Raw genomic sequence first — 21,106 nt, 5'->3', positions numbered from 1 at the left:
CAATAAAATTTTATTTGGAGAGTTGAAACGGGGTAGTTTGTTATGGAGTTTCTTATTTTACATACTATTTAGGCTCAAACGTAAATTATTTTTAAATTTGCCCCCACAATTTAATGGGTTAAAGTAAGAAAATATGAAAATAGAGAAACGCTGGATCATTTCTTTTATTGTTATTAGTATTGTTTGTATTTCAGGACTTTTTTGGGAAGTACCTTTGGAACCTAAAAATGTACATTCTCAATTTGGAACCATTGACCAAATTGTTCCTGCTGATGTTGCTTGGATGCTTACTTCCTGTTGTTTGGTTTTGATTATGACTCCTGGTTTGGCTTTCTTTTACGGAGGAATGGTGGGGAAGAAAAACGTAATTTCGACTATGTTGCAAAGCTTTATCTGTATGGGAGTGGTTACTTTAATATGGGTTGTGGTTGGATTTAGTCTGGCTTTTGGAGAACCATTAGGAGTTCAAATTGGAGATGGTTTTTATAGTTTTGTGGGTAGTCCAGCTACTTTTACTTTTATGGATTATGTGGGTGTTTTGCCTCATAAAGATATTGCAAAGACAGTTCCGTTTATGCTTTTTGCTTTGTTCCAAATGAAATTTGCAGTGATTGCTCCGGCAATTATTACCGGTTCATTTGCTGAGCGTGTTCGTTTTATCTCGTATTTACTTTTTATCTGTTTGTTTAGCATCTTTATTTATTCTCCTTTGTGTCATGCGGTTTGGTATCCAACAGGAATTTTGGGTTCATTCTTTGGTGTTAAGGATTTTGCTGGAGGAACAGTAGTACACATGAGTGCTGGATTTGCAGCATTAGCAGGGGTTCTTGTTTTAGGGAAAAGAAAAAACAACAATCATGTACCTACCAATATACCGTTTGTTTTATTAGGAACTGGAATGCTTTGGTTTGGATGGATTGGTTTTAATGCGGGTTCTTCTATGGAAGCGAATGGTGTTGCAGCTATGGCTTTTGGAACAACTACTACTGCTTCGGCAGCAGCTATGTTAACCTGGATCTTTTTTGATAGAATAAATGGTAGAAAAGTTTCTGCTCTTGGTGCTTGTATTGGTGCTGTGGTAGGATTAGTATCTATTACACCAGCTGCAGGTTTTGTTACGGTTCCTGAAAGTATGTTTTTTGGTTTTGTCGCCGCCTTAGTTTCTAATTTGGTAGTATATTCTAAATATTTAAAAGGAATTGACGATACATTAGACGTTTTTGCTTGTCATGGTGTAGGCGGAATTATGGGAATGATTTTGACGGCTATTTTTGCTCATGGAGAAGATGCTAGTTTGTTGCACGGAGGTTGGGGTGTTTTTGGACATCACATGACGGCCTTGTTATTGGTTTCTATCTATACCTTTTTTGGAGCTTATTTTCTGTTTAAAATTACTAATAGAATTATTCCGATGCGTGTTTCAGAAGAAAATGAAGTTATCGGATTGGACTTATCACAACATGATGAAACGCTGTTTCCTATCGAATGTGCCGAATAGTTGTTTTAGATTTTTAAGTTATTAAAAAAAAACAAGCACTTTTATTTTGTAAAAGGGTACCATCGGTCTTATATATTTGCTTAATTTTGCGCAAATATTTAAAAAACAGTGGGAAGTAAAAATAAATTAAAGCGATTCAAGGAGAACGAAACATTCAATAACGTTTTTCAACCAACAAGAGAAGAGGTAGTAGGTAATTTATTTCCTTTAAGAGGGAAATGGAACAACGATTTCTTTAAAAATGACAATCCTTTAGTATTGGAATTAGGTTGTGGAAAAGGCGAATATTCTGTTGGTTTAGCCGAAAGATATCCTAATAAAAATTTTGTTGGAATCGATATCAAAGGAGCTCGTTTTTGGCGAGGAGCTAAAACAGCAGTAGAAACGGGCTTGCACAATGTGGCTTTTATTCGTACTCAAATCGAATTGATTAATCATATTTTTGCCGAAAATGAAGTAGATGAAATTTGGATTACTTTTCCAGATCCTCAAATTAAATACAAGCGTACCAAACACAGAATGACCAATTCAGAGTTTTTACAATTGTATAAAAAAATCCTCAAAAAAGACGGTGTTGTCAATCTTAAAACTGATAGCGAATTCATGCACGGTTATACATTAGGTTTGCTTCATGGTGAAGGTCATGAGGTTTTATATGCCAATCATAATGTTTATGTAAATGAAGGAAGCCCAGAGGAAGTGACTGCTTTTCAAACTTTTTACGAAAAACAATATTTAGAAATTAACAAAGCAATCACTTATATTCGTTTTAAAATTAAAGATTAATTGTACTGCTTTTAAAACGAATTTTTAGGTTTTCCTATAAAATAGGCTTATGAATTTAATTATATCCTTGTTTTCTGGTTTTATTTCAGCCTTTATAGGAATTACTCCTCCAGGTTTGCTTAACATGACTGCTGCTAAAGTAGGCATGAAAGAAGGAAGACGCAATGCCTTTTGGTTTGTTACAGGAGCGGTGCTGGTTATTTTTATTCAAGTCTATCTGGCGGTTTTGTTTGCTCGAATTATCAATGCGCGTCCGGATATTATTCAATTATTGCGAGAAGTAGGATTTGGAATTTTTGGTACATTGACGGTATATTTTTTATGGATTGCCAAACAACCGAAACTCAAACAACCTAAAATTAAAAAACACAGTAAAAAGAAACGTTTTTTTCTGGGAATGTTGCTCTCTGCACTGAATTTTTTCCCCATTCCGTACTACGTTTTTGTGAGTATTTCGTTGTATTCCTATGCAATTTTTTCTTTTGATAGTACTTCGGTTTTTTCTTTTGTTAGCGGAGCAGTTTTAGGTTCGATTCTTGTTTTTTACTTTTATATTGCCTTTTTTCAAAAAATAGAAAAAAAAGCCGACTATCTTCTTAGAAATATGAATGTTATTATTGGTTGTATTACGGGTATTGTTTCGGTAATTACTCTAATTAATATATTAGAATATTATTTAGGTTAATTCTTTGATTGTTATTGTTGTAATGCAAGAATCTATGTATTGAGAACAATATAAATTATTTCCAAACAACGTTTTTTTAAGATTATCTATCGATATTTTTTTATGTCTAGGAAAGTGAAAACGGGATTTTCGCCATATAACCCTTTTTTAATTAGCTTTGAAGAGATTACAGGAATACAGTAAAATGATTAAAGAATGATAGTAGATTCAGATAAGACTAATTTTTTCGAAAAAGTTTACGAGGTCGCAAAGCAAATACCGTTTGGTAGAGTGACTTCTTATGGAGCTATCGCCAAGTTTCTTGGTGCCGCTCGTTCGGCGAGAATGGTGGGCTGGGCTATGAATGCTTCGCATGCCATGGAAGATGTTCCAGCACATCGGGTGGTAAATAGAAAAGGTTTGCTTACAGGAAAATTTCATTTTGACGGAACTAATTTAATGCAGCAACTACTAGAAAGTGAAGGCATAAAAGTGGTCGATAATCAGATTGTAGATTTCGATACCTATTTTTGGGATCCACAGCAAATTAATTCTGAAAATTAGTTCGTAAAATCACATCTAATCCCTTTATAGTTAGAACTAATTCGACCATTAATAAATACAATTTAAAACCTTTAAATTAAGAACTTAATCTATTATCTTTGCTCTCGAAACGTCGGGACTGAAATCAGTTTAAAATATAAATTTTTTTATACTGAAAAATAGCAATTGAAAAATAGTATACTTAGTAATGAAATTAGATAGAAAAGAAATTCTTAAAGCCTTAGAAACAATTACTATAGCGGGAGAAGGAAAAAATATAGTAGAAAGTGGAGCCGTTACTAATGTAATCACTTTTGGAGATGAGGTAGTAGTAGATTTAGTTTTGCATACGCCAGCCATGCACATTAAAAAACGTGCTGAGGATGACATCAGAAAAACCATTCACGAAAAAGTCGCTGCCGAAGCTAAGATTAAAGTTAATATAAAAGTGGAAGCTCCGGAAAAGCCAGAAATTAAAGGAAAAGCAATTCCTGGAATTAAAAACATTATTGCTGTAGCTTCTGGAAAAGGAGGAGTAGGAAAATCTACAGTTACAGCTAATTTAGCCGTTTCATTAGCTAAAATGGGATTCAGTGTTGGTGTTCTTGATGCTGATATTTATGGACCATCTATGCCAATTATGTTTGATGTTGAAAACGAGAAACCAGTTTCGATTCTTGTTGACGGCAAATCAAAAATGAAACCTATTGAAAGTTATGAAGTAAAAATGCTTTCGATTGGGTTTTTTACATCGCCAAATCAAGCTGTGATCTGGAGAGGACCAATGGCTTCTAAAGCACTTAATCAAATGATTTTTGATGCCGATTGGGGAGAATTAGACTTTATGCTAATCGATTTGCCTCCGGGAACAGGAGATATTCATCTTTCTATCATGCAATCACTTCCAGTTACTGGAGCAGTAGTGGTGAGTACACCTCAGGCTGTGGCTTTGGCTGATGCCAAAAAAGGAGTTGCCATGTTCATGTCGGAAGCAATCAATGTTCCTGTATTAGGAATTATTGAAAATATGGCTTACTTTACACCTGAAGAATTGCCTAACAATAAATATTATATTTTTGGTCAGGAAGGAGCTAAGAACTTAGCCGAAGATTTGGCTGTGCCATTTTTAGGAGAAGTTCCAATTGTGCAATCTATTCGTGAAGCAGGAGATTACGGTCGTCCAGCAGCATTACAAACGGGTTCAGTAATAGAAACTGTTTTCGAAAACATAACACGTAATGTAGTTCAGGAAACGGTAAGCAGAAATGAAAGTTTGCCTGCAACAGAGGCAATAAAAATTACTACTATGGCTGGTTGTTCAGCAGTAAAAAAATAATTTAATAGCACAAAATGACAACAGAAGAATTAACAATTGAAGTTCAAAAAGCACTAACTGAAATCAGACCTTTCTTAGAGTCAGATGGCGGTAACATCAGTCTTATTTCTATTGAAGACGGTAAACATGTAAAAGTGCGTCTGGAAGGAGCGTGTACTAATTGTAGTGTCAACCAAATGACGCTTAAAGCAGGAGTTGAGACTACTATTAAAAAGTATGCTCCGCAAATAGAAACTGTTGTAAATATCTTGTAAAACAAGCTAATGTTTGTCTTAAATGGATGAGCTAAAACTGTTATATTGTTAAATCAATCAATTCCAAATAGTAAAAATGGATGTATTAATAAAGGTTAAAGATAGAGAAGGGGTTATTCATGAATTGCAAGCGCCTACAGATATGGCCATGAACATCATGGAACTTTGTAAAGCGTATGAGTTGCCTGTAGAAGGAACTTGCGGCGGAATGGCTATGTGTGCTTCTTGTCAATGTTATGTGTTGAATGATGTTGCATTGCCAGAAATGGGAGACGATGAAGAAGCCATGCTTTCGGAAGCTTTTTATGTAAAATCAAATAGCCGTTTGGGTTGCCAAATTCCAATTACGGTTGACTTAGAAGGATTAGAATTAGAATTAGCTCCTGAGAGTTAATATGACTAAGTTATCAAAATACAAAACCTCAAAATTACCTTGGTGATTTTGAGGTTTTTTTATGCTTGATTTTTTAGCCTATTCCGTTAAAACAGCAACCGCTTTAGGTAATAATTTTTCGGTAAAAAGAGCATATGTAGTTTCTGAAGGATGCAATCCGTCACTGGCGACTAAACTAGGTCTATTTAATCCTTGACGGGTAATATCAGTGATGTTAATGAAAAGTATCGAATTAGCTTCACAATACGATTTTGCAAAAGCATTGTAACGGTCAATTTCGATTGAAATGGAATTTGGATCCCCATAGCTTTGTCCAAAAGGAGTATAAGCATAATCCGGTATAGAAACTACAATCAGTTTGGCTTTATCGCCTTTAGCAAGGCTAATGGCTTTGGTTACTAATTCGGGAAATTCTTTTTCATAAACACTAAAATTAATGCCTTGGTATTGATTATTTACTCCAATTAATAAGGTAACCAAATCATAGTTATTATTTGGTTTTTGTTGCTCAATAGCATTAATTAAATGAGTTGTTGTCCAACCTGTTCGGGCAATTATTTCAACAGAAAAATTGTTTTGAAGATTTATATTTTTTAAAGACTGTTTGAGTTGTTCAGGGAATCCGCAAGTGGCACATACACTTTGACCAATGGTATAACTGTCGCCCAGAGCCAAATAATTTATAGTTTCCGATCGTGTTGGGAGTTGTAGCGAGGAATCGGTAATTGGTGGTGGAGGAGTAATAGATTCTATATTGGGATTTTCGCTGCTACAACTTGTGGTTATTGCAAAAGTAAAAAACGCAACTACTATTTTTAATGTCGTTCTCATGGGTATGAAATGGAGTTATAATAGTAGTTACGTTTTTTCTATAATCTTGGATTACTTTTTAAGCCATTTCCACTTTCATGGTGATAATTTCCTCGATAGCATTCCATAGTTCGATTCTTTTTTCTAAAGCAATAATAGATACTTCCTCTACTTCTTTCCATTTTTGAGCCTCTTCTCCGCAAAGTTCAGTAATCATTTGCATCGCCATTGGACCGTGCTCATCAGCGTCTAATTCGATGTGTCTTTCAAAATAATAAATTAGCTTAGTCAAATCAGTTTCAGGAAATTGTTCCTGAAAATTTTTCAAAATTGCATGAAACATACTTGGGATTAAATCTTCTCTGCCAAAGGTAAATGCTGCGGCAATTTCATGCGGTTTTCCTTCTTCAATAACTCGAAAAGTAAAGTCTAAAAAAGCTTTAATATTCGGGTGTAAATCACTCGTTTTAATAGCAACAAATATGTTTTGCAAAGATTGAACCTCAGATAAAAAACTATTGATTTTACTAGTATCAGCTCCGCAAGCTTCCATAGCTTCCAGATACATTTCAAAATGGCTTTGACGGCGTCCATCAAGAGTCAAATCAGTCTCTTCGGCTAGAACAATTTCGTTAATTAAATATCGTGTTTCTGGGTTTTGGGTAGCAAACCATGGAGTGGTAGTACAGGTTAATCTGGATTGTAAAGCTTTTAATAGTGACATAAAATCCCAAACGGCATACACATGACTTTCCAAAAATGTATGTAAGTCTTCAATAGTTTTTACCTTGTTATAAAGCGGATGCTGTAATAGAACGCTTTTTTGGGTTTCGATGCTGTTGTTGATATGCTGAATGTTCATTGTCTATAATTTTGTGTAAAGATAAAAAAGCTAGTACTTTTGAGTAGTGTTTTCTATCGATTTTATCAATACTTTAATAAATGTTTATTTTCTAAAAATCCTGTAATTCTATTTACGAATTTATCCTAATTAAGGTTTTTACTTGGAGTACTAAAGAAGTCTATTTTATAAAATAATTTTCTCCATTAATTTTTCCGGATGTGCCAATGAATTAAAACCGAATTTTTGATATAAAAAATGCGCATCGGTTGTGGCTAATCTCCAAATTTTAATCTGTTTTAGTTGTAGTTCGTTCATCATGGCATTAATCAGAATAGAAGAATAGCCATTTCCTCTGTGTTTTTCTTCAATAAAAACATCCATCACATACGCAAAAACTACATAGTCAGTAATAACACGCGCAAAACCGATTTGCTTGCCATCAAGATAAATTCCAAAACAAAAAGAATGTTCAATGCAAATCTGTACTTCTTCCAGAGTTCTGGGTGCTGACCAATAAATACTCTTCAAAAAATTTTGAATAAACGGAACATCGAGTTTGTTTTTGTCAGTTGATATAGTAATCATTTGATAGTCGATTATTAAAATTTTAAATCTGCAATCTGCAATCAAAAATCTGCAATCTTAAATAGTATGGGTTTACTGGGACTCGCATCGTTTTCAAAAGCGGCAATTTGTAAATTCAAAAAATAACTTCCGTCTAAAATGGCATCAGCCACAAAAATCATTTCGGTAATCGTACAATTCAATCGTGCGTCAGCATTCAAATTAGTCACATCTTTTACATTCCAAAATGCTTTGTGAGCCAATAATTTTCCTTCATCATGCTCTTTGTCTACGCTTGGTAAATCAATTAATAAATGCTGAATTCCGCTTTCGCGAATGAAAATCGCCGCTGCTTCAGACAAATAAGGCGGATTCGTATTCGAATAATTTTGATGTTTTTTGTTTGCCAAATTTGGAAGTGTTCTAATAATTAAGGCTTCTTTTAGAGCACCTAATTGTAATGACACATTGAGCGCAGTCGAGATGTTATTTAAAGTAATCACAGCATCTTCTCCTTGAATTTCTGGTTCAATCGAAACCAATTCAGCTAAAAAGAAAAACTGCTTCAAACATTGATTGATGCTATAAAATTCTTTGGTAATATGACCCAAACATTCTGTGTGCGTGCCATGTCCATGTGGATTGAAAGAAATAGTATTAAAATTAGTTGACGCTCCTTCTTTGACACTTCCTGTCCAATCGCCAAAAACAACGGGATTGATTTCAGGCTTCTCAATATACCACGCAATCGGATTGTCCTCCGTATTTGATAAAGGGATAGAAATATCAATGGGTTTTGATAAATCGACTTCGAAATTGTTGATTTTAGCTTTCATAGTTTTTTACCGCAAGGTTCGCAAAGGTTTACGCAAGGTTTGCAATGTCATAATTAAAGATTATTTACAATTCGTTTTATTCCATCTTTTATCAAAATAACATTGAAATTAATAAGCAAACCTAACTTACAATTAGTCAATTTCAGATACGTTAATAATTGAGCAAAATGTATATCATTTAAAGCATCTACCGATTTTATTTCTAAAATCAATTTATCCTCAATAATAATATCAATTCGGTAACCAATATCTAATTTGACCTCTTCATAAACCAAAGGCAATGCTTTTTGTTTTACAACATATAAACCCGATTTTTTTAGTTCATAGTATAAACATTCTTCATAGGCACTTTCTAACAATCCAGGTCCAAGTGCCTTATGTACTTTTAGAGCGCAATCAAATACAATTTTTGATAATTCATTTTCAGTCATACTAATAAAAACTTTGTGAACCTTGCGTAAACCTTTGCGAACCTTGCGGTTAAATAATTATTCCAAATTTAAGTAAAACAAATCACTTGCAATTCCATCAGTCAAAAACTTTCCTTTTTTAGTTGGTTTTAAGATGTTGTTTTCAATAAAAAGCAAATCGTCATTTAAGAATTTCTGTGCTTGTTTGGATAAATAATCCAAATAACCTTGTCCAAATTCGGTTTGAATTCGGTCTAATGAAACGCCCCAAATGGTTCGTAAACCAGTCATAATATATTCATTGTAGCGATCAGCAACAGATAGAATTTCGGTTTCATTCGGAAGTTTGTTGTTCTCAATGGATTTGAGATAAAGCGCATTATTCGACACATTCCAACTTCTGGAAATGCCATCATAACTGTGTGCCGAAGGACCAATTCCAATGTATTTTTTACCCAGCCAATAAGCCGAATTATTTTTCGAAAAATAATCGGGTTTGCCAAAATTAGACAATTCATAGTGAATAAATCCGTTGGCTTCAAGCATTTCTACCAAAATAGCAAAGTGCTCTTGTGCAACTTCATCTTTAGGTGCTGCAATTTTTCCTGCTTGTATTAATTTATTCAAAGCTGTTTTAGGTTCTACCGTCAAAGCATAACTCGAAATATGTGGAATTCCGAAACTCAAAGCGGTTTCAATATTTTGTTTCCATTTTTCGTTGCTCATTTGCTTCGCCTGTTCGCCATTCTGGCTCGAGTCTGGAATTCCATAAATTAAATCCAACGAAATGTTATCGAAATATTTTGTGGCAATTTCCAAGCATTTTTTGGCTTCCTCCGAATTGTGCGCGCGATTCATCATTTTCAAATCGTCTTCAAAAAAAGATTGAATCCCAATCGAAAGACGATTTATTCCAATAGAACGATAGTCTTCAAGAATAGTTCTCGACTCCGCTCGAACTGACAAAGTGGTTAAATCATCTGGATTGGCTTCGAGCGTGATCTCTGGGTTTTCTGAAACTTTATAATTTGCATAAACTGTTTCAATCAAAAATCTTAAATCTGCAATCTGCAATACTGAAGGCGTTCCTCCTCCAAAATAAATGGTTTCAATTTGGTTGTCACTTCGAGCGGAGTCGAGAAGCTCAAACTCATTTTTACGCATAGCAATTTCTTTAGCTAAAGCCAAAACCATTTCGTCCTTCTTTTTCATTGAAGTCGAAAAATGAAAGTCGCAGTAATGACAAGCCTGCTTGCAAAAAGGGATATGGATGTAGATTCCGGACATAAATTAGTGTTCGATGGTGGGGAGGTAGCTTTGTAAATTAAATACGGATTACTTTATTTATTCAAATTATCTTCGATAGTATTCAATTCCATTTCTAATTGAGCTACGGTTGGTAATTTAGTTTCAAAAATTTTAGGTAAAGCTTGTGTGAGTTTGTATTCGCTAATACCAATTGGCTTTTGTATATCTCTTAATGAATATTCTGCTTCGACTTTGTCTTTATACTTACATAAAATCAATCCTATAGTTGGATTGTCTTGAGAGTGTTTAAGTTGTGTGTCAATAGCCGATAGATAGAAATTGAGTTTTCCAGCATATTCTGGTTTGAGTTTTCCAGTTTTTAGCTCAATTACTATGTAACATCTCAATTGTAAATGATAAAAAAGAAGGTCAATAAAATATTCGTTTTCGCTTACTACAATTTCGTATTGTTTTCCAACAAATGCAAAACCTTTACCTAGTTCAATAAGAAATTTTGTGATATGAGTAACCATTGCGTTTTCAATTTCACGTTCTAAAGCATTTTCTTCTAAACCTAAAAAATCAAAATTATAAGGGTTTTTTAAGGTTTCTAACGCTAATTGAGATTGGTAGTTGGGTAAAGTGTTTTCGAAATTCGTAATTGCTTTCCCTTTTGTTTGGTAATAATTATTTCTAATTTGGATTTCTAATTGTTCTCTATTCCATCCATTGTAATTTGTAGCATTACAATAAAATAAAGCCTCTTCAGTATTTTTAATTTTGCTAATAATCAATCTATTATGTCCCCACGGAATTTGTGCCACAACCTGTGGCACAAATTCAGAAACAGTGCTATAAAATAAATACCATTGACGGATTGCATATAAATTTCTGCGGGAAAAACCACCAATAGTAGGAAATGCTATTTTTAAATCTATAGATAATTGCTCAAAAATACTGTCTCCCCAGTTGGCATCTTGTTGCTTGTTTACAATATCTTTCGCTAATACCCAATACAATTCCATAAGCTGAGTATTCACACTTAAAGCAGCCTTAAATTGGGCTGTTTTTATTTTATGTTTAATGTTTTCAAGCCATTTTTTGTATTCTTTTGGTTGTAATTCCATAAAAAGTTATTTTTTAACTCGTTCTTCATTCTGTTTCACAAAAGCATCCCAACCTGAATAATTTTTTCCAGCTACCACTTTTCCTGAGTTGAAAAAATGACAAACTGCCGCTGCTAAACCATCTGTGGAATCGAGGTTTTTTGGTAATTCTTTTAGCCCTAAAAGCTGTTGCAGCATTTTAGCAACCTGTTCTTTACTAGCGTTTCCGTTTCCGGTGATTGCCATTTTAATTTTCTTAGGTTCGTATTCTGTAATCGGAATATCTCTAGAAAGTCCTGCTGCCATAGCTACACCTTGTGCGCGACCTAGTTTTAGCATCGATTGAACATTTTTACCAAAAAAAGGAGCTTCAATGGCAATTTCGTCCGGATGATGAGTATCAATTAATTCAATGGTACGCTCAAAAATGAGTCTTAATTTTTGGTAATGATTATCATATTTAGACAATTGCAATTCGTTAAGCTGAACAAATTCCATTTTTTTATTGATAACACGTATCAAACCAAAACCCATTATGGTTGTTCCTGGGTCAATACCTAATATGATGCGTTCTTTTGTCATTATTTTGTTTCGCTAAGCTGCACGAAGTTGGTACAGAAATCCACGAAGTTTTTTTGTTACTGTAAAAAATTAGAATTCTTAGCGAAACTCTGTGAGTCTTTGCGTTTCTTTGCGCAATAGTTCTTCGTTATGATTTCAATTCCTCACAAAACTAAGCAATTCCTCGTACTTCTAATCAAAATTTTGATTGTAGCTGGTGCCTTTTATTTTATTTACAACCAGCTAGCGAATAACGATCAATTGGATTGGCAAAAATTCATTGTTTTGTTCCAGAAAAATCAGTCGTTTTTAGGGATTAGTTTTATTTTATTACTGAGTATTTTAAACCGTTATTTCGAAATCTTAAAATGGAAAAATCTAGCGCAATACATTCGTAAGATCTCAGTTTCCGAATCGACTAAACAAGTACTTGCCGCTTTAACTGCTGGATTGTTTACACCAAACGGAGTAGGAGAATATGCTGGAAAAGCGCTGTTTTTTAATAAATCAGAAGCTAAAAAAGTAGTTTTTTTGAACCTGATTTGCAACGGAATCCAAATGGTTTTAACGGTTGTTTTTGGAATATTTGGTTTGTTGTATTTTAATGCACTTTATCATGTGATTACTCCAAAAACAGTTTTGATTTTATTTGGAATTATTTTTTTGCTTTTTGGAATTTTGTTCTTTTCGAAGAAAATAAATATAAAAGGTTATTCTATAGAAAAATTGATTCATAAGATTAACGAAATTCCAAAGCCTATTCATCAGCGCAATATCCTGCTTGGTATTTGTCGTTATTTGGTTTTTTCGCATCAATACTATTTCTTGTTTTTGGCTTTTGATGTTCATTTACCATACTTGATTCTCATTGCAACCATAGCCAGCGTTTATTTTTTAGCGTCTTCATTGCCTACTTTTCAGTTTTTAGACTTTGCTGTAAAAGGGAGTGTTGCTATTTATTTCTTTGGAATTTTAGGCGTAAACGAATGGATTGTGGTTTTTATTTCTACTTTGATGTGGTTTTTGAATGTGGTTTTACCAGTGATTATTGGAAGCTACTATGTGTTGAATTTTAAAACTAAAAACATCACATAATGTTTTTTTTAATCTTCATATTGTCTATTTATTTTGCCGCTATTTTGCTTTTAATTTACGGTTTTACAAAGGTAAAAAGCTTTGACAGCATTGGCTTAAAGCCAAAAACGACCTTTACAATTGTAGTTCCTTTCCGGAATGAAGCGGAGAATTTACCCGTACTTTTAAAAAGCACTTCGAGAATGAATTATCCAACGGGTTTGTTTGAAGTGATTTTAGTGGATGATGAATCAACAGATAAATTCCAAAACATAAATTCCAAATTCCAAGTTTCGATAATCGACAATATTAGAGTTTCGAATTCTCCTAAAAAAGATGCGATTTCAACCGCTATTCCTTTAGTTAAAACAGATTGGGTTATCACTACCGATGCTGATTGTGTAGTTCCTGAGAATTGGCTTTTAAGCTTAGATAATTATATTCAAACGCATCAAGTTGCTCTGATTGCTGGAGCGGTGACTTATGATTGCAACAATTCGTTTTTACATCATTTTCAGCAATTGGATTTGGCAAGTTTACAAGGAGCGACTATTGGGAGTTTTGGACTCCGAAAGGCTTTTATGTGTAATGGTGCAAATTTAGCTTACACCAAATCATTATTTGAAGAATTAAATGGTTTTGAAGGAAATAATACTATTGCCAGCGGTGATGATGTTTTTTTATTGCAAAAGGCAATGCAATCCCAAACTTTTGGGACTGAAAAAGTACATTATTTAAAATCAGAAAATACTATTGTAGCTACAAAACCTTTAGATAATTGGAAATCCTTATTTTACCAAAGAGTACGTTGGGCTTCTAAAACGGGCTCTTATCAAAGCAATTTCGGAAAATTATTGGGATTGCTAGTTGTTGCAGGAAATTTGATTTCGGTTTTGAGTTATGGGTTGTGGGTTATGGGATTTATTCCGTTGCTATATCTCTTTTTGTTGTTTTTTTTAAAATTTATTGTTGATAGTATTTTGATTTATAGGACTAATCAATTTTTAACCAAAAACAAAATACGCTATTTGGTTTTAAGTAGCTTATTGTATCCTTTTTTTAGTGTAAGTGTGGCTTTGTATTCGTTGTTTGGAAAATACGAATGGAAGGGGAGACGGTTTTAAATTTTATATCTGTTTGTTTGTACCCTGATAGTGGTTGTGATACTTTTATTTCGTTTTTTTTGAGAAAAAAAAATGAAGCGAATGGCATAAAATAGCTTCAGCTAAAACGGAAATATAAAATAAGCTATTTTTTAAACTCTCTCTCCTTGGAGAGATTCGGGAGGAGGTAAAAAATGGTTTTGTATTTCTAAATGGTATAATTGTGCGATTGTTTTGTACTTCGCAATGACACACAAAAAAACCGCTAATCTCACGAATAGCGGTTTTTTGTTTAGTCTTTTATAGCATTTCCTTTTTTGTCAAAGAAATGATATTCTAAATACGTGTAAGCGTCACGTGGTATAATTTTCACCCATTTTTTATGTTCAAGAAACCATTTTGAACGTAATGATGGAAAACCTTTACTGAGGTAAGCAGCCACAAACGGATGTACATTAAGCACAACTTTTTTGTGGGTTTTTAAAATTCTTTCCAGATCTCCGTTGATTTTATCAATGATTAATATTGGCGCTTCAATTTCGCCATTTTCATTGTTTGGATCTTCTTCTCTGGTTTTAATATTTCTTTCTGGTCTTACTCTTTGTCTGGTAATTTGGACTAATCCAAATTTACTAGGAGGTAAGATTTTGTGTTTTGCTTTATCATCGCTCATTTCTTCTCTCAAGAAGTCGAACAAAATTTTCCTGTTTTCAGGATTAGACATATCGATAAAATCAATTACAATGATACCGCCCATATCGCGCAAACGCAGTTGTCTGGCTATTTCGGCTGCGGCAATCATATTGACTTCCATGGCTGTGTCTTCTTGGTTAGTCGCTTTATTTGAACGATTTCCGCTGTTCACGTCAATAACGTGTAAGGCTTCGGTGTGTTCGATAATAAGGTAAGCGCCTTTACTCATAGAAACAGTTTTTCCAAAGGAAGTTTTGATTTGTCTCTCTATATTGTATTTCTCGAAAATAGGTGTGTCGTTTGATTGATAAAACTTGACAATAGATTGTTTGGATGGTGCAATTTCTTGCAGGTAATCCTTGGTTTGATTGTACAACTCTTCATCATCTATTTGGATACTGGTAAAGGTATCGTTGAAAACGTCTCTCAGTATTGAGGAAGCTCTGTTGAGTTCGCCTAATACTTTTGAGGGATGATGAGCAGTTGGTAATTTTTTACACATTGCAGTCCATCTGCTTAGCAGGTTCTGCAAATCTTTTTCTAATTCGGCTGAATTTTTGCCTTCGGCTACTGTGCGAACAATAACACCAAATCCTTTTGGTTTGATGGATTGTACAAGTTTTTTTAGTCTGTCTTTTTCTTTTTTGTCTTCTATTTTTTGAGAAATAGATACACGATCAGAGAAAGGAACTAAAACAATAAAACGTCCGGCAAGAGATAGCTCAGCGCTAATTCTTGGTCCTTTGGTAGATATTGGTTCTTTTACAACTTGCACTAAGATAGATTGATTGGCATTTATTACATCAGTAATGGTTCCATCTTTGTCTATCTCTTTTTCAAACTGAAAGTTTTTTAGGGAGAAATCTTTTATTTTACCTGCGCTTACAAGTTTTATGAATTTCAGTTGGGAAGTTAGATTAGGACCTAAATCGTGATAATGTAAAAAGGCGTCTTTTTCGTAGCCTACATTTACAAAAGCAGCGTTCAATCCAGCAACTGGTTTTCTTATTTTGGCAATAAAAATATCGCCTACTTGAAAGTTGCTTGTCTCTTCTTCCTTGTGCAATTCAATTAGTTTTCCATCTTTTAATAAGGCAAAATCTACGAAATCAGAACTAGATCGAATGATTAATTCTTTATTCATTTGCAAATTTTTATCCAAGAATTGGTTGTCAGTTGTCAGTTGTCAGTTGTTGGTAAAAACCATCAACAATTAACTATCAACCATCAACTTCTACAAGGATGGATTAAACAATATTTTTGAACAGGTATGAACCCGGGGAAAACTAGCTGGCAGTTTGCAGTTGTAAGTAATCAGTAAACTGAATACTAAAAACTGGGGACTGAACACTAATTTTCGATTTCAATGAACGTTTAAAAAGAAAAAAGTAGTTATAAACTACTTTTTCTTTTTGTGACGGTTAGCTCTCGCTCTTTTCTTTCTTTTGTGCGTAGCTACCTTATGTCTCTTTCTTTTTTTACCGCTTGGCATATCGAGTTGATTTTATGATTAATTAATATTATTTTGCTTCGTTGTTTGTTTTTACTCCCTCTACAAATACTTTTGCAGGTTTGAAAGCAGGAATGTTGTGTGCAGGTATTTTAATTGTAGTGTTTTTAGAGATATTTCTACCAGTTTTCTCTGCTCTAGTCTTTACGATAAAGCTACCAAAACCTCTTAAATAAACATTGTCTCCAGTTTCTAATGAAGTTTTTACTTCCTCCATAAAAGTCTCTACTGTTGCTTGCACATCCCCTTTTTCAAGACCTAACTTTTCTGAAATTTTCGCTACGATATCTGCTTTCGTCATTTTCTTTCCTTATTTATTATTCTGTAATAATTTTTTTGAGTGTGCAAATATAGGAATTTAAAAAACAATTATTCAAGCTAATTCATTAAATTTTAATTACATAAACTTTTACATTTGTGAACAAATAATTAATGATGAATTTTCATAACTTGCTTATAAAGTGGTATTTAGAAAACAAGCGCGATTTGCCTTGGCGAAATACCACAAATCCATACCCTATTTGGCTCTCCGAAATCATGCTGCAACAGACTCGAGTAGCGCAAGGAATGCCCTATTTTTTGTCTTTTACAACTGCTTTTCCAAGCATTTTTGATCTCGCGAAAGCCGATGAAGAACAAGTATTAAAATTGTGGCAAGGTTTGGGCTATTATTCCCGTGCTCGCAATTTGCATAAAACCGCTCAATATATAGCAACCGAATTAAACGGAGTTTTCCCAGATAATTATAAAGATTTGTTGCAATTAAAAGGAGTTGGCGAGTATACTGCAGCTGCAATTGCTTCGTTTTCTTATAACGAAGTCGTTCCAGTGGTAGATGGAAATGTTTTTCGGGTGCTTTCACGATATTTTGACATAGAAACCGATATTGCTCAGGCTTCCGCCAAAAAAGAATTTACTGCTTTGGCTTTCGAATTAATGCCAAAAGATAACCCAGCGATTTTTAATCAGGCGATTATGGAATTTGGTGCATTACAATGTGTCCCTAAAAGTCCTAATTGTGGAATTTGTGTTTTTAATGCCAGTTGTGCGGCTTTACAAAAAAAGAAAGTCGATCAATTACCAGTGAAGTTAAAAAAGCTGAAAGTTAGAAACAGATACTTTAATTATTTAATGCTTTCGGATGCCGAAGAAAAGACTTTGATTCAAAAACGAACAACTAAAGGAATTTGGCATAACTTATATGAGTTCCCATTAATAGAAACTTTGCAGGAGGAAGATTTTGAATTTGTATCGAATGCCGTTTTGAACGAATCATTTTTTACTAATCCCATTATAAGTATGCGAGCTTGTAATGAAAAAAGCATTGTACATAAACTATCGCATCAACATTTGCATATTAAATTTTGGAAACTGAAATTAAAAGGGAACGTGGCAAATGGAATTACTAAAGAGCAATTAAAGGAATATCCTTTTCCAATTGTGATTCATAATTTTATTGAATCGGAATAGATAAAAGAGCAAAAAAATGTATCTTTGATAGATATACTTTACAGTAAAAACGGTTATGAACGGAACATTAAATAAGGTTATGTTAATAGGTCATTTAGGTGACGAAGTTAAAATGCATTATTTTGAGGCAGGAAATTGTGTTGGAAGATTTCAATTAGCCACCAATGAAGTGTTTATTAATAAGACTACCAATGAGAAAATTACTTCGACCGAGTGGCATAACATTGTAGTGCGTAATAAAGCCGCAGAAATGTGTGAAAAATATTTATCCAAAGGAGATAAGATTTATGTGGAAGGGAAAATAAAATCACGTCAGTGGCAGACAGAAGATGGTTCTATTAAACATTCAACTGAGATTCAGGTAACAGAATTTACTTTTTTGTCAACCAAAAAAGATGCTGAAAACAACAAGCAAATTCAGAGTTCAGAATCCACAAAAAACACTAACTTTGACCCGTCAAGTAAAGGTTTGCCTATCAATGATTTGCCTTTTTAATTGTTTAACTAATTTTTTTTAATTTGGACCCGGAGCCCAGTTTAAATTTCGTTTATACTTTAGATTTTAATCTATTGTTTGGTTTTGTCGGAATATTTGTATTGCTATTTTGTTCTGCAGTAGTTTCGGGAGCCGAAGTAGCCTTGTTTTCGTTGTCGCAAAAAGATATTGATGACACACTTCAAGAGAATCTTTCGACAGGAAAAATCATTTCTGAGTTGTTGCAAAAGCCTAAAAAATTATTAGCAACCCTTCTTGTAGCTAATAATTTTATTAATATCGGAGTGGTTATTTTATTCTCTTTTATTGGTTCCGATTTGTTTGCGGCTATTAGCTCTCCTTTATTAAAGTTTATTTTTGAAGTTATCTTTGTTACTTTCTTGTTGTTGCTTTTTGGAGAGGTTTTGCCAAAAGTGTATGCCAGTAGAAACAATATCAAATTTGCTAAAACCGTTGCTTATCCCATTTCACTTTTGGATTATTTTCTAACGCCAATTAGTGTTCCTATGCGGGCTACAACAATTTATTTGCATAATAAATTAGGGAAACAAAAGACTAGTTTTTCTGTGGATCAACTCTCGCAAGCTTTGGAACTTACAGCAACCGATGAAACATCGACGGATGAACAAAAAATATTAGAAGGAATTGTGTCTTTTGGAAACACCGATACGAAACAGGTTATGAGCCCGCGAATAGACATTTTTGGTCTCGAAATTACCGAAACTTTTACCGAAATATATACTAAAATTGTTGAAAAAGGCTATTCCAGAATTCCAGTCTACCGCGATAATATTGACCAGATTGAAGGCGTTTTGTTTGTGAAAGATTTGCTGCCTCATATTGATAAATTAGAATTTGACTGGACAACCTTAATAAGAGAGCCGTTTTTTGTGCCTGAAAACAAAAAGTTAGACAATTTATTAAAGGATTTTCAGTCCATGAAAAGTCATCTTGCTATTGTAGTGGATGAGTATGGCGGAACTTCGGGTTTGGTTTCATTAGAAGATGTAATCGAAGAAATTGTGGGAGATATTAGCGATGAATTTGATGATGAAGACATTAATTTTTCTCAAATTGATGATCGAAATTATCTTTTTGAAGGCAAAATAAATCTGAAAGATTTCTACAGAATTGTTGATGTAAACGAAGAAGCATTTGAAGAACAAAAAGGAGAAGCAGAAACTTTAGCAGGATTTATTCTGGAGATTTCAGGGAATTTTCCAGCTAAAGGACATAAAATTACTTTCGATAATTGTGTGTTTACTATTGAGGTTGTGGATAAAAAACGTATCAAACAGATAAAAGTTACTATTGATGTTTAATTTAAAATGTACCAATATAAAATACAATTATAATACTACTGCTTTTGTAATTGGTGTTTTAGGTTTGTTGATGTTTTCAAGTTGTAAAGATGAAGTGTTGCCAAAACCATCCAGTTATTTACGATTGGATTATCCAATGGCTGAATATGCTAATTTTGAAAACAAATGCCCTTTTACTTTTGAAATGAATTCTAAAGCAATTATAAAAGGCGAGAAGGATTGTGGTTTTACAATTTCTTATCCCAAGATGAAAGCCACTATTTATTTGACTTATAAGCCAGTCAATAATAATCTGAATAATTTGTTGCGTGATGCTCAAAAACTGACTTTTGAGCACGTTATAAAAGCCGATGATATCTTAGAACAGCCGTATTTGAATACTGAAAAAAAAGTATACGGAATGTTTTATCAGGTAGATGGAAATGCGGCGACTAACTCACAATTTTATGTAACCGATAGCACAAAACACTTTATTACGGGTTCAGTTTATTTTTATGCAAAACCTAATTTTGATTCGATTATGCCAGCGGCGAGTTATATTAAAAATGATATGCAACGTTTGATGGAAACTTTAACTTGGAAATAATATTGGTTTTTTGCTAATAAAGAGTGTGTTTCATTGAAATTGTACAATTTTGACAAAAAATTAAAGCTTTGGAATCAAAACAGTTGAAGTGGATTTATTTATTGGTTCTTGCCTTGATTTGGGGTAGTTCTTTTATTTTGATAAAAAAGGGATTGTTAGGATTGTCTGCTATTCAAGTTGGTTCCTTACGAATTATTTTTGCTTCTTTTTTTCTGTTGCTAATTGGGTTTAAAAGTCTAAAACTTATTTCCAAATTAAAGTGGAAATATATTGCAATTACTGCTTTTTTTGGAACTTTTTGTCCTGCTTTTCTGTTTGCTCTTGCTCAAACGGAATTAGATAGTTCGGTAACTTCGATTTTAAATTCTTTAACGCCATTGAATACATTGGCAATAGGAGCGTTGTTTTTTGGGATAGGTTTCCAAAGAAAACAACTTTTGGGTGTGTTAATAGGGCTTTTGGGGAGTTTGCTTTTAGTTTATAATGGTGCTATTAATAATCCTGAACAGAATTACTATTACGCTTTATTGGTAATCCTTGCCTCTTTTTGTTATGCTACCAATGTTAATTTGATAAAAAAGCATTTGTTCGACCTAAGTCCAGTCAGTATAACCACAGGGAATTTTGTTGTGCTTTTGATTCCTGCAATCCTGATTTTGATTTTTTCAGGTTTTCCAGAACAAATTTATTTAGAGAAAACACAAAATGCAGTTTGTTTTATTTTGATTCTGGGAGTTTTAGGTACAGGAGTTGCTAATATCCTTTTCTTTAAGTTAATCCAAATTAGTTCTCCTGTTTTTGCTGCCTCAGTAACTTATTTAATTCCTGTTGTGGCTTTCTTTTGGGGATTATTGGATAACGAAATGCTAACGCCTATTCAGTTTTTTGGAGCTTTTATTGTATTAATCGGAGTTTATTTGAGTGCTAGGAAGTAAGGAGTTGTGAGTTAAACTGTGTGAACTTCTAACGCTTAACTCATAACCCATAACTTTTAACAT

Annotated in this window: 24 protein-coding genes; 14 read left to right on the top strand and 10 right to left on the bottom strand. The window is 33.5% G+C overall.

The window, feature by feature from the left end:
• The first annotated feature begins 133 nt into the window (after positions 1-133).
• The 7 genes from AAGV28_RS03925 (at position 134) to AAGV28_RS03895 (ending at position 5,475) form a co-directional block, all read left to right on the top strand.
• Positions 134-1,498 (top strand): ammonium transporter, encoded by a 1,365-nt coding sequence (locus AAGV28_RS03925; protein ID WP_373405515.1) that lies wholly within the window; start codon positions 134-136, stop codon positions 1,496-1,498.
• A 108-nt stretch (positions 1,499-1,606) separates the two neighbouring features.
• Complete coding sequence (gene trmB / locus AAGV28_RS03920; RefSeq protein WP_373405514.1) at positions 1,607-2,284, top strand: tRNA (guanosine(46)-N7)-methyltransferase TrmB; 678 nt, start codon at positions 1,607-1,609, stop codon at positions 2,282-2,284.
• 49 nt (positions 2,285-2,333) lie between these two features.
• On the top strand, positions 2,334-2,969 hold the full coding sequence (locus AAGV28_RS03915) for a LysE family transporter (RefSeq protein ID WP_373405513.1): 636 nt from the start codon (positions 2,334-2,336) through the stop codon (positions 2,967-2,969).
• Positions 2,970-3,164: 195 nt separating this feature from the next.
• Positions 3,165-3,512: an MGMT family protein gene (locus tag AAGV28_RS03910; protein ID WP_373405512.1), complete on the top strand. Its 348-nt coding sequence runs from the start codon at positions 3,165-3,167 to the stop codon at positions 3,510-3,512.
• Between the two features lie 187 nt (positions 3,513-3,699).
• Entirely contained in the window at positions 3,700-4,827 is a 1,128-nt protein-coding gene (locus AAGV28_RS03905; protein ID WP_373405511.1) for an Mrp/NBP35 family ATP-binding protein, read from the top strand.
• 14 nt (positions 4,828-4,841) lie between these two features.
• Positions 4,842-5,081: a NifU family protein gene (locus AAGV28_RS03900; RefSeq protein WP_373405510.1), complete on the top strand. Its 240-nt coding sequence runs from the start codon at positions 4,842-4,844 to the stop codon at positions 5,079-5,081.
• Positions 5,082-5,157: 76 nt separating this feature from the next.
• Positions 5,158-5,475: a 2Fe-2S iron-sulfur cluster-binding family protein gene (locus AAGV28_RS03895; protein WP_373405509.1), complete on the top strand. Its 318-nt coding sequence runs from the start codon at positions 5,158-5,160 to the stop codon at positions 5,473-5,475.
• Between the two features lie 78 nt (positions 5,476-5,553).
• Here the strand turns inward: AAGV28_RS03895 and AAGV28_RS03890 are convergent, their stop codons facing one another.
• The 8 genes from AAGV28_RS03890 to ruvC form a co-directional block, all read right to left on the bottom strand.
• On the bottom strand, positions 5,554-6,306 hold the full coding sequence (locus tag AAGV28_RS03890; RefSeq protein ID WP_373405508.1) for an SGNH/GDSL hydrolase family protein: 753 nt from the start codon (positions 6,304-6,306) through the stop codon (positions 5,554-5,556).
• 58 nt (positions 6,307-6,364) lie between these two features.
• Complete coding sequence (locus AAGV28_RS03885; RefSeq protein WP_373405507.1) at positions 6,365-7,147, bottom strand: DUF3050 domain-containing protein; 783 nt, start codon at positions 7,145-7,147, stop codon at positions 6,365-6,367.
• A 165-nt stretch (positions 7,148-7,312) separates the two neighbouring features.
• The gene (locus AAGV28_RS03880) at positions 7,313-7,714 is read right to left on the bottom strand and encodes a GNAT family N-acetyltransferase (RefSeq protein WP_373405506.1); all 402 of its coding nucleotides are present in this window, start codon (positions 7,712-7,714) and stop codon (positions 7,313-7,315) included.
• A gap of 41 nt (positions 7,715-7,755) precedes the next feature.
• The gene (locus AAGV28_RS03875; protein ID WP_373405505.1) at positions 7,756-8,529 is read right to left on the bottom strand and encodes a cyclase family protein; all 774 of its coding nucleotides are present in this window, start codon (positions 8,527-8,529) and stop codon (positions 7,756-7,758) included.
• A gap of 53 nt (positions 8,530-8,582) precedes the next feature.
• On the bottom strand, positions 8,583-8,960 hold the full coding sequence (locus tag AAGV28_RS03870) for a GxxExxY protein (protein ID WP_373405504.1): 378 nt from the start codon (positions 8,958-8,960) through the stop codon (positions 8,583-8,585).
• A 57-nt stretch (positions 8,961-9,017) separates the two neighbouring features.
• Positions 9,018-10,226: a radical SAM family heme chaperone HemW gene (gene hemW / locus AAGV28_RS03865; RefSeq protein ID WP_373405503.1), complete on the bottom strand. Its 1,209-nt coding sequence runs from the start codon at positions 10,224-10,226 to the stop codon at positions 9,018-9,020.
• Positions 10,227-10,279: 53 nt separating this feature from the next.
• Positions 10,280-11,314 (bottom strand): PDDEXK nuclease domain-containing protein, encoded by a 1,035-nt coding sequence (locus AAGV28_RS03860; RefSeq protein WP_373405502.1) that lies wholly within the window; start codon positions 11,312-11,314, stop codon positions 10,280-10,282.
• Positions 11,315-11,320: 6 nt separating this feature from the next.
• Positions 11,321-11,875 carry a crossover junction endodeoxyribonuclease RuvC gene (gene ruvC, locus AAGV28_RS03855; protein ID WP_373390194.1) on the bottom strand — a complete coding sequence of 185 codons (555 nt, stop codon included), beginning with the start codon at positions 11,873-11,875 and terminating at the stop codon, positions 11,321-11,323.
• Positions 11,876-12,004: 129 nt separating this feature from the next.
• On the opposite strand from ruvC, the gene AAGV28_RS03850 reads away from it, so the two are divergent.
• Positions 12,005-12,949, top strand: a complete 945-nt coding sequence (locus tag AAGV28_RS03850) for a hypothetical protein (protein WP_373405501.1) — start codon at positions 12,005-12,007, stop codon at positions 12,947-12,949.
• A complete protein-coding gene (locus AAGV28_RS03845) occupies positions 12,949-14,052 on the top strand; it encodes a glycosyltransferase family 2 protein (protein ID WP_373405500.1) in 1,104 nt (367 codons plus the stop codon). The genes AAGV28_RS03850 and AAGV28_RS03845 overlap by 1 nt, the downstream gene beginning before the upstream one ends.
• 271 nt (positions 14,053-14,323) lie before the next feature.
• Here AAGV28_RS03845 and AAGV28_RS03840 read toward each other — a convergent pair whose 3' ends face one another.
• Positions 14,324-15,868 (bottom strand): Rne/Rng family ribonuclease, encoded by a 1,545-nt coding sequence (locus tag AAGV28_RS03840; RefSeq protein WP_373405499.1) that lies wholly within the window; start codon positions 15,866-15,868, stop codon positions 14,324-14,326.
• Positions 15,869-16,244: 376 nt separating this feature from the next.
• A complete protein-coding gene (locus tag AAGV28_RS03835) occupies positions 16,245-16,535 on the bottom strand; it encodes an HU family DNA-binding protein (RefSeq protein ID WP_007805026.1) in 291 nt (96 codons plus the stop codon).
• 134 nt (positions 16,536-16,669) lie between these two features.
• On the opposite strand from AAGV28_RS03835, the gene mutY reads away from it, so the two are divergent.
• The 5 genes from mutY (at position 16,670) to AAGV28_RS03810 (ending at position 21,043) form a co-directional block, all read left to right on the top strand.
• Positions 16,670-17,704 carry an A/G-specific adenine glycosylase gene (gene mutY / locus AAGV28_RS03830; protein WP_373405498.1) on the top strand — a complete coding sequence of 345 codons (1,035 nt, stop codon included), beginning with the start codon at positions 16,670-16,672 and terminating at the stop codon, positions 17,702-17,704.
• Positions 17,705-17,759: 55 nt separating this feature from the next.
• A complete protein-coding gene (locus AAGV28_RS03825) occupies positions 17,760-18,200 on the top strand; it encodes a single-stranded DNA-binding protein (RefSeq protein ID WP_373405497.1) in 441 nt (146 codons plus the stop codon).
• A 23-nt stretch (positions 18,201-18,223) separates the two neighbouring features.
• On the top strand, positions 18,224-19,522 hold the full coding sequence (locus tag AAGV28_RS03820; RefSeq protein WP_373405496.1) for a gliding motility-associated protein GldE: 1,299 nt from the start codon (positions 18,224-18,226) through the stop codon (positions 19,520-19,522).
• A 70-nt stretch (positions 19,523-19,592) separates the two neighbouring features.
• Positions 19,593-20,108 carry a gliding motility lipoprotein GldD gene (gene gldD, locus AAGV28_RS03815; protein WP_461782280.1) on the top strand — a complete coding sequence of 172 codons (516 nt, stop codon included), beginning with the start codon at positions 19,593-19,595 and terminating at the stop codon, positions 20,106-20,108.
• Between the two features lie 68 nt (positions 20,109-20,176).
• Positions 20,177-21,043, top strand: coding sequence for a DMT family transporter (locus tag AAGV28_RS03810; protein WP_373405494.1), 867 nt, complete (start codon positions 20,177-20,179; stop codon positions 21,041-21,043).
• The last annotated feature ends 63 nt before the right edge of the window (positions 21,044-21,106 follow it).

Origin of the sequence: Flavobacterium zubiriense (assembly GCF_041729725.1) — a bacterium.
GTDB lineage: Bacteria > Bacteroidota > Bacteroidia > Flavobacteriales > Flavobacteriaceae > Flavobacterium > Flavobacterium zubiriense.
Note: the sequence above shows the minus strand (reverse complement) of the source record. Positions and strands in the feature narration are given on the sequence as shown.

Excerpts from the sequence above, each read along its gene's own strand:
- AAGV28_RS03880 (WP_373405506.1), bottom strand. The coding sequence starts at position 7,714 with ATGATTACTATATCAACTGACAAAAACAAACTCGATGTTCCGTTTATT.
- mutY (WP_373405498.1), top strand. The coding sequence starts at position 16,670 with ATGAATTTTCATAACTTGCTTATAAAGTGGTATTTAGAAAACAAGCGC.
- AAGV28_RS03910 (WP_373405512.1), top strand. The coding sequence starts at position 3,165 with ATGATAGTAGATTCAGATAAGACTAATTTTTTCGAAAAAGTTTACGAG.
- hemW (WP_373405503.1), bottom strand. The coding sequence starts at position 10,226 with ATGTCCGGAATCTACATCCATATCCCTTTTTGCAAGCAGGCTTGTCAT.
- ruvC (WP_373390194.1), bottom strand. The coding sequence starts at position 11,875 with ATGACAAAAGAACGCATCATATTAGGTATTGACCCAGGAACAACCATA.
- AAGV28_RS03885 (WP_373405507.1), bottom strand. The coding sequence starts at position 7,147 with ATGAACATTCAGCATATCAACAACAGCATCGAAACCCAAAAAAGCGTT.
- gldD (WP_461782280.1), top strand. The coding sequence starts at position 19,593 with ATGTTTTCAAGTTGTAAAGATGAAGTGTTGCCAAAACCATCCAGTTAT.
- AAGV28_RS03835 (WP_007805026.1), bottom strand. The coding sequence starts at position 16,535 with ATGACGAAAGCAGATATCGTAGCGAAAATTTCAGAAAAGTTAGGTCTT.
- AAGV28_RS03915 (WP_373405513.1), top strand. The coding sequence starts at position 2,334 with ATGAATTTAATTATATCCTTGTTTTCTGGTTTTATTTCAGCCTTTATA.
- AAGV28_RS03875 (WP_373405505.1), bottom strand. The coding sequence starts at position 8,529 with ATGAAAGCTAAAATCAACAATTTCGAAGTCGATTTATCAAAACCCATT.
- AAGV28_RS03825 (WP_373405497.1), top strand. The coding sequence starts at position 17,760 with ATGAACGGAACATTAAATAAGGTTATGTTAATAGGTCATTTAGGTGAC.
- AAGV28_RS03895 (WP_373405509.1), top strand. The coding sequence starts at position 5,158 with ATGGATGTATTAATAAAGGTTAAAGATAGAGAAGGGGTTATTCATGAA.
- AAGV28_RS03850 (WP_373405501.1), top strand. The coding sequence starts at position 12,005 with ATGATTTCAATTCCTCACAAAACTAAGCAATTCCTCGTACTTCTAATC.
- AAGV28_RS03840 (WP_373405499.1), bottom strand. The coding sequence starts at position 15,868 with ATGAATAAAGAATTAATCATTCGATCTAGTTCTGATTTCGTAGATTTT.
- AAGV28_RS03845 (WP_373405500.1), top strand. The coding sequence starts at position 12,949 with ATGTTTTTTTTAATCTTCATATTGTCTATTTATTTTGCCGCTATTTTG.
- AAGV28_RS03925 (WP_373405515.1), top strand. The coding sequence starts at position 134 with ATGAAAATAGAGAAACGCTGGATCATTTCTTTTATTGTTATTAGTATT.
- AAGV28_RS03905 (WP_373405511.1), top strand. The coding sequence starts at position 3,700 with ATGAAATTAGATAGAAAAGAAATTCTTAAAGCCTTAGAAACAATTACT.
- AAGV28_RS03890 (WP_373405508.1), bottom strand. The coding sequence starts at position 6,306 with ATGAGAACGACATTAAAAATAGTAGTTGCGTTTTTTACTTTTGCAATA.
- AAGV28_RS03870 (WP_373405504.1), bottom strand. The coding sequence starts at position 8,960 with ATGACTGAAAATGAATTATCAAAAATTGTATTTGATTGCGCTCTAAAA.
- AAGV28_RS03900 (WP_373405510.1), top strand. The coding sequence starts at position 4,842 with ATGACAACAGAAGAATTAACAATTGAAGTTCAAAAAGCACTAACTGAA.
- AAGV28_RS03860 (WP_373405502.1), bottom strand. The coding sequence starts at position 11,314 with ATGGAATTACAACCAAAAGAATACAAAAAATGGCTTGAAAACATTAAA.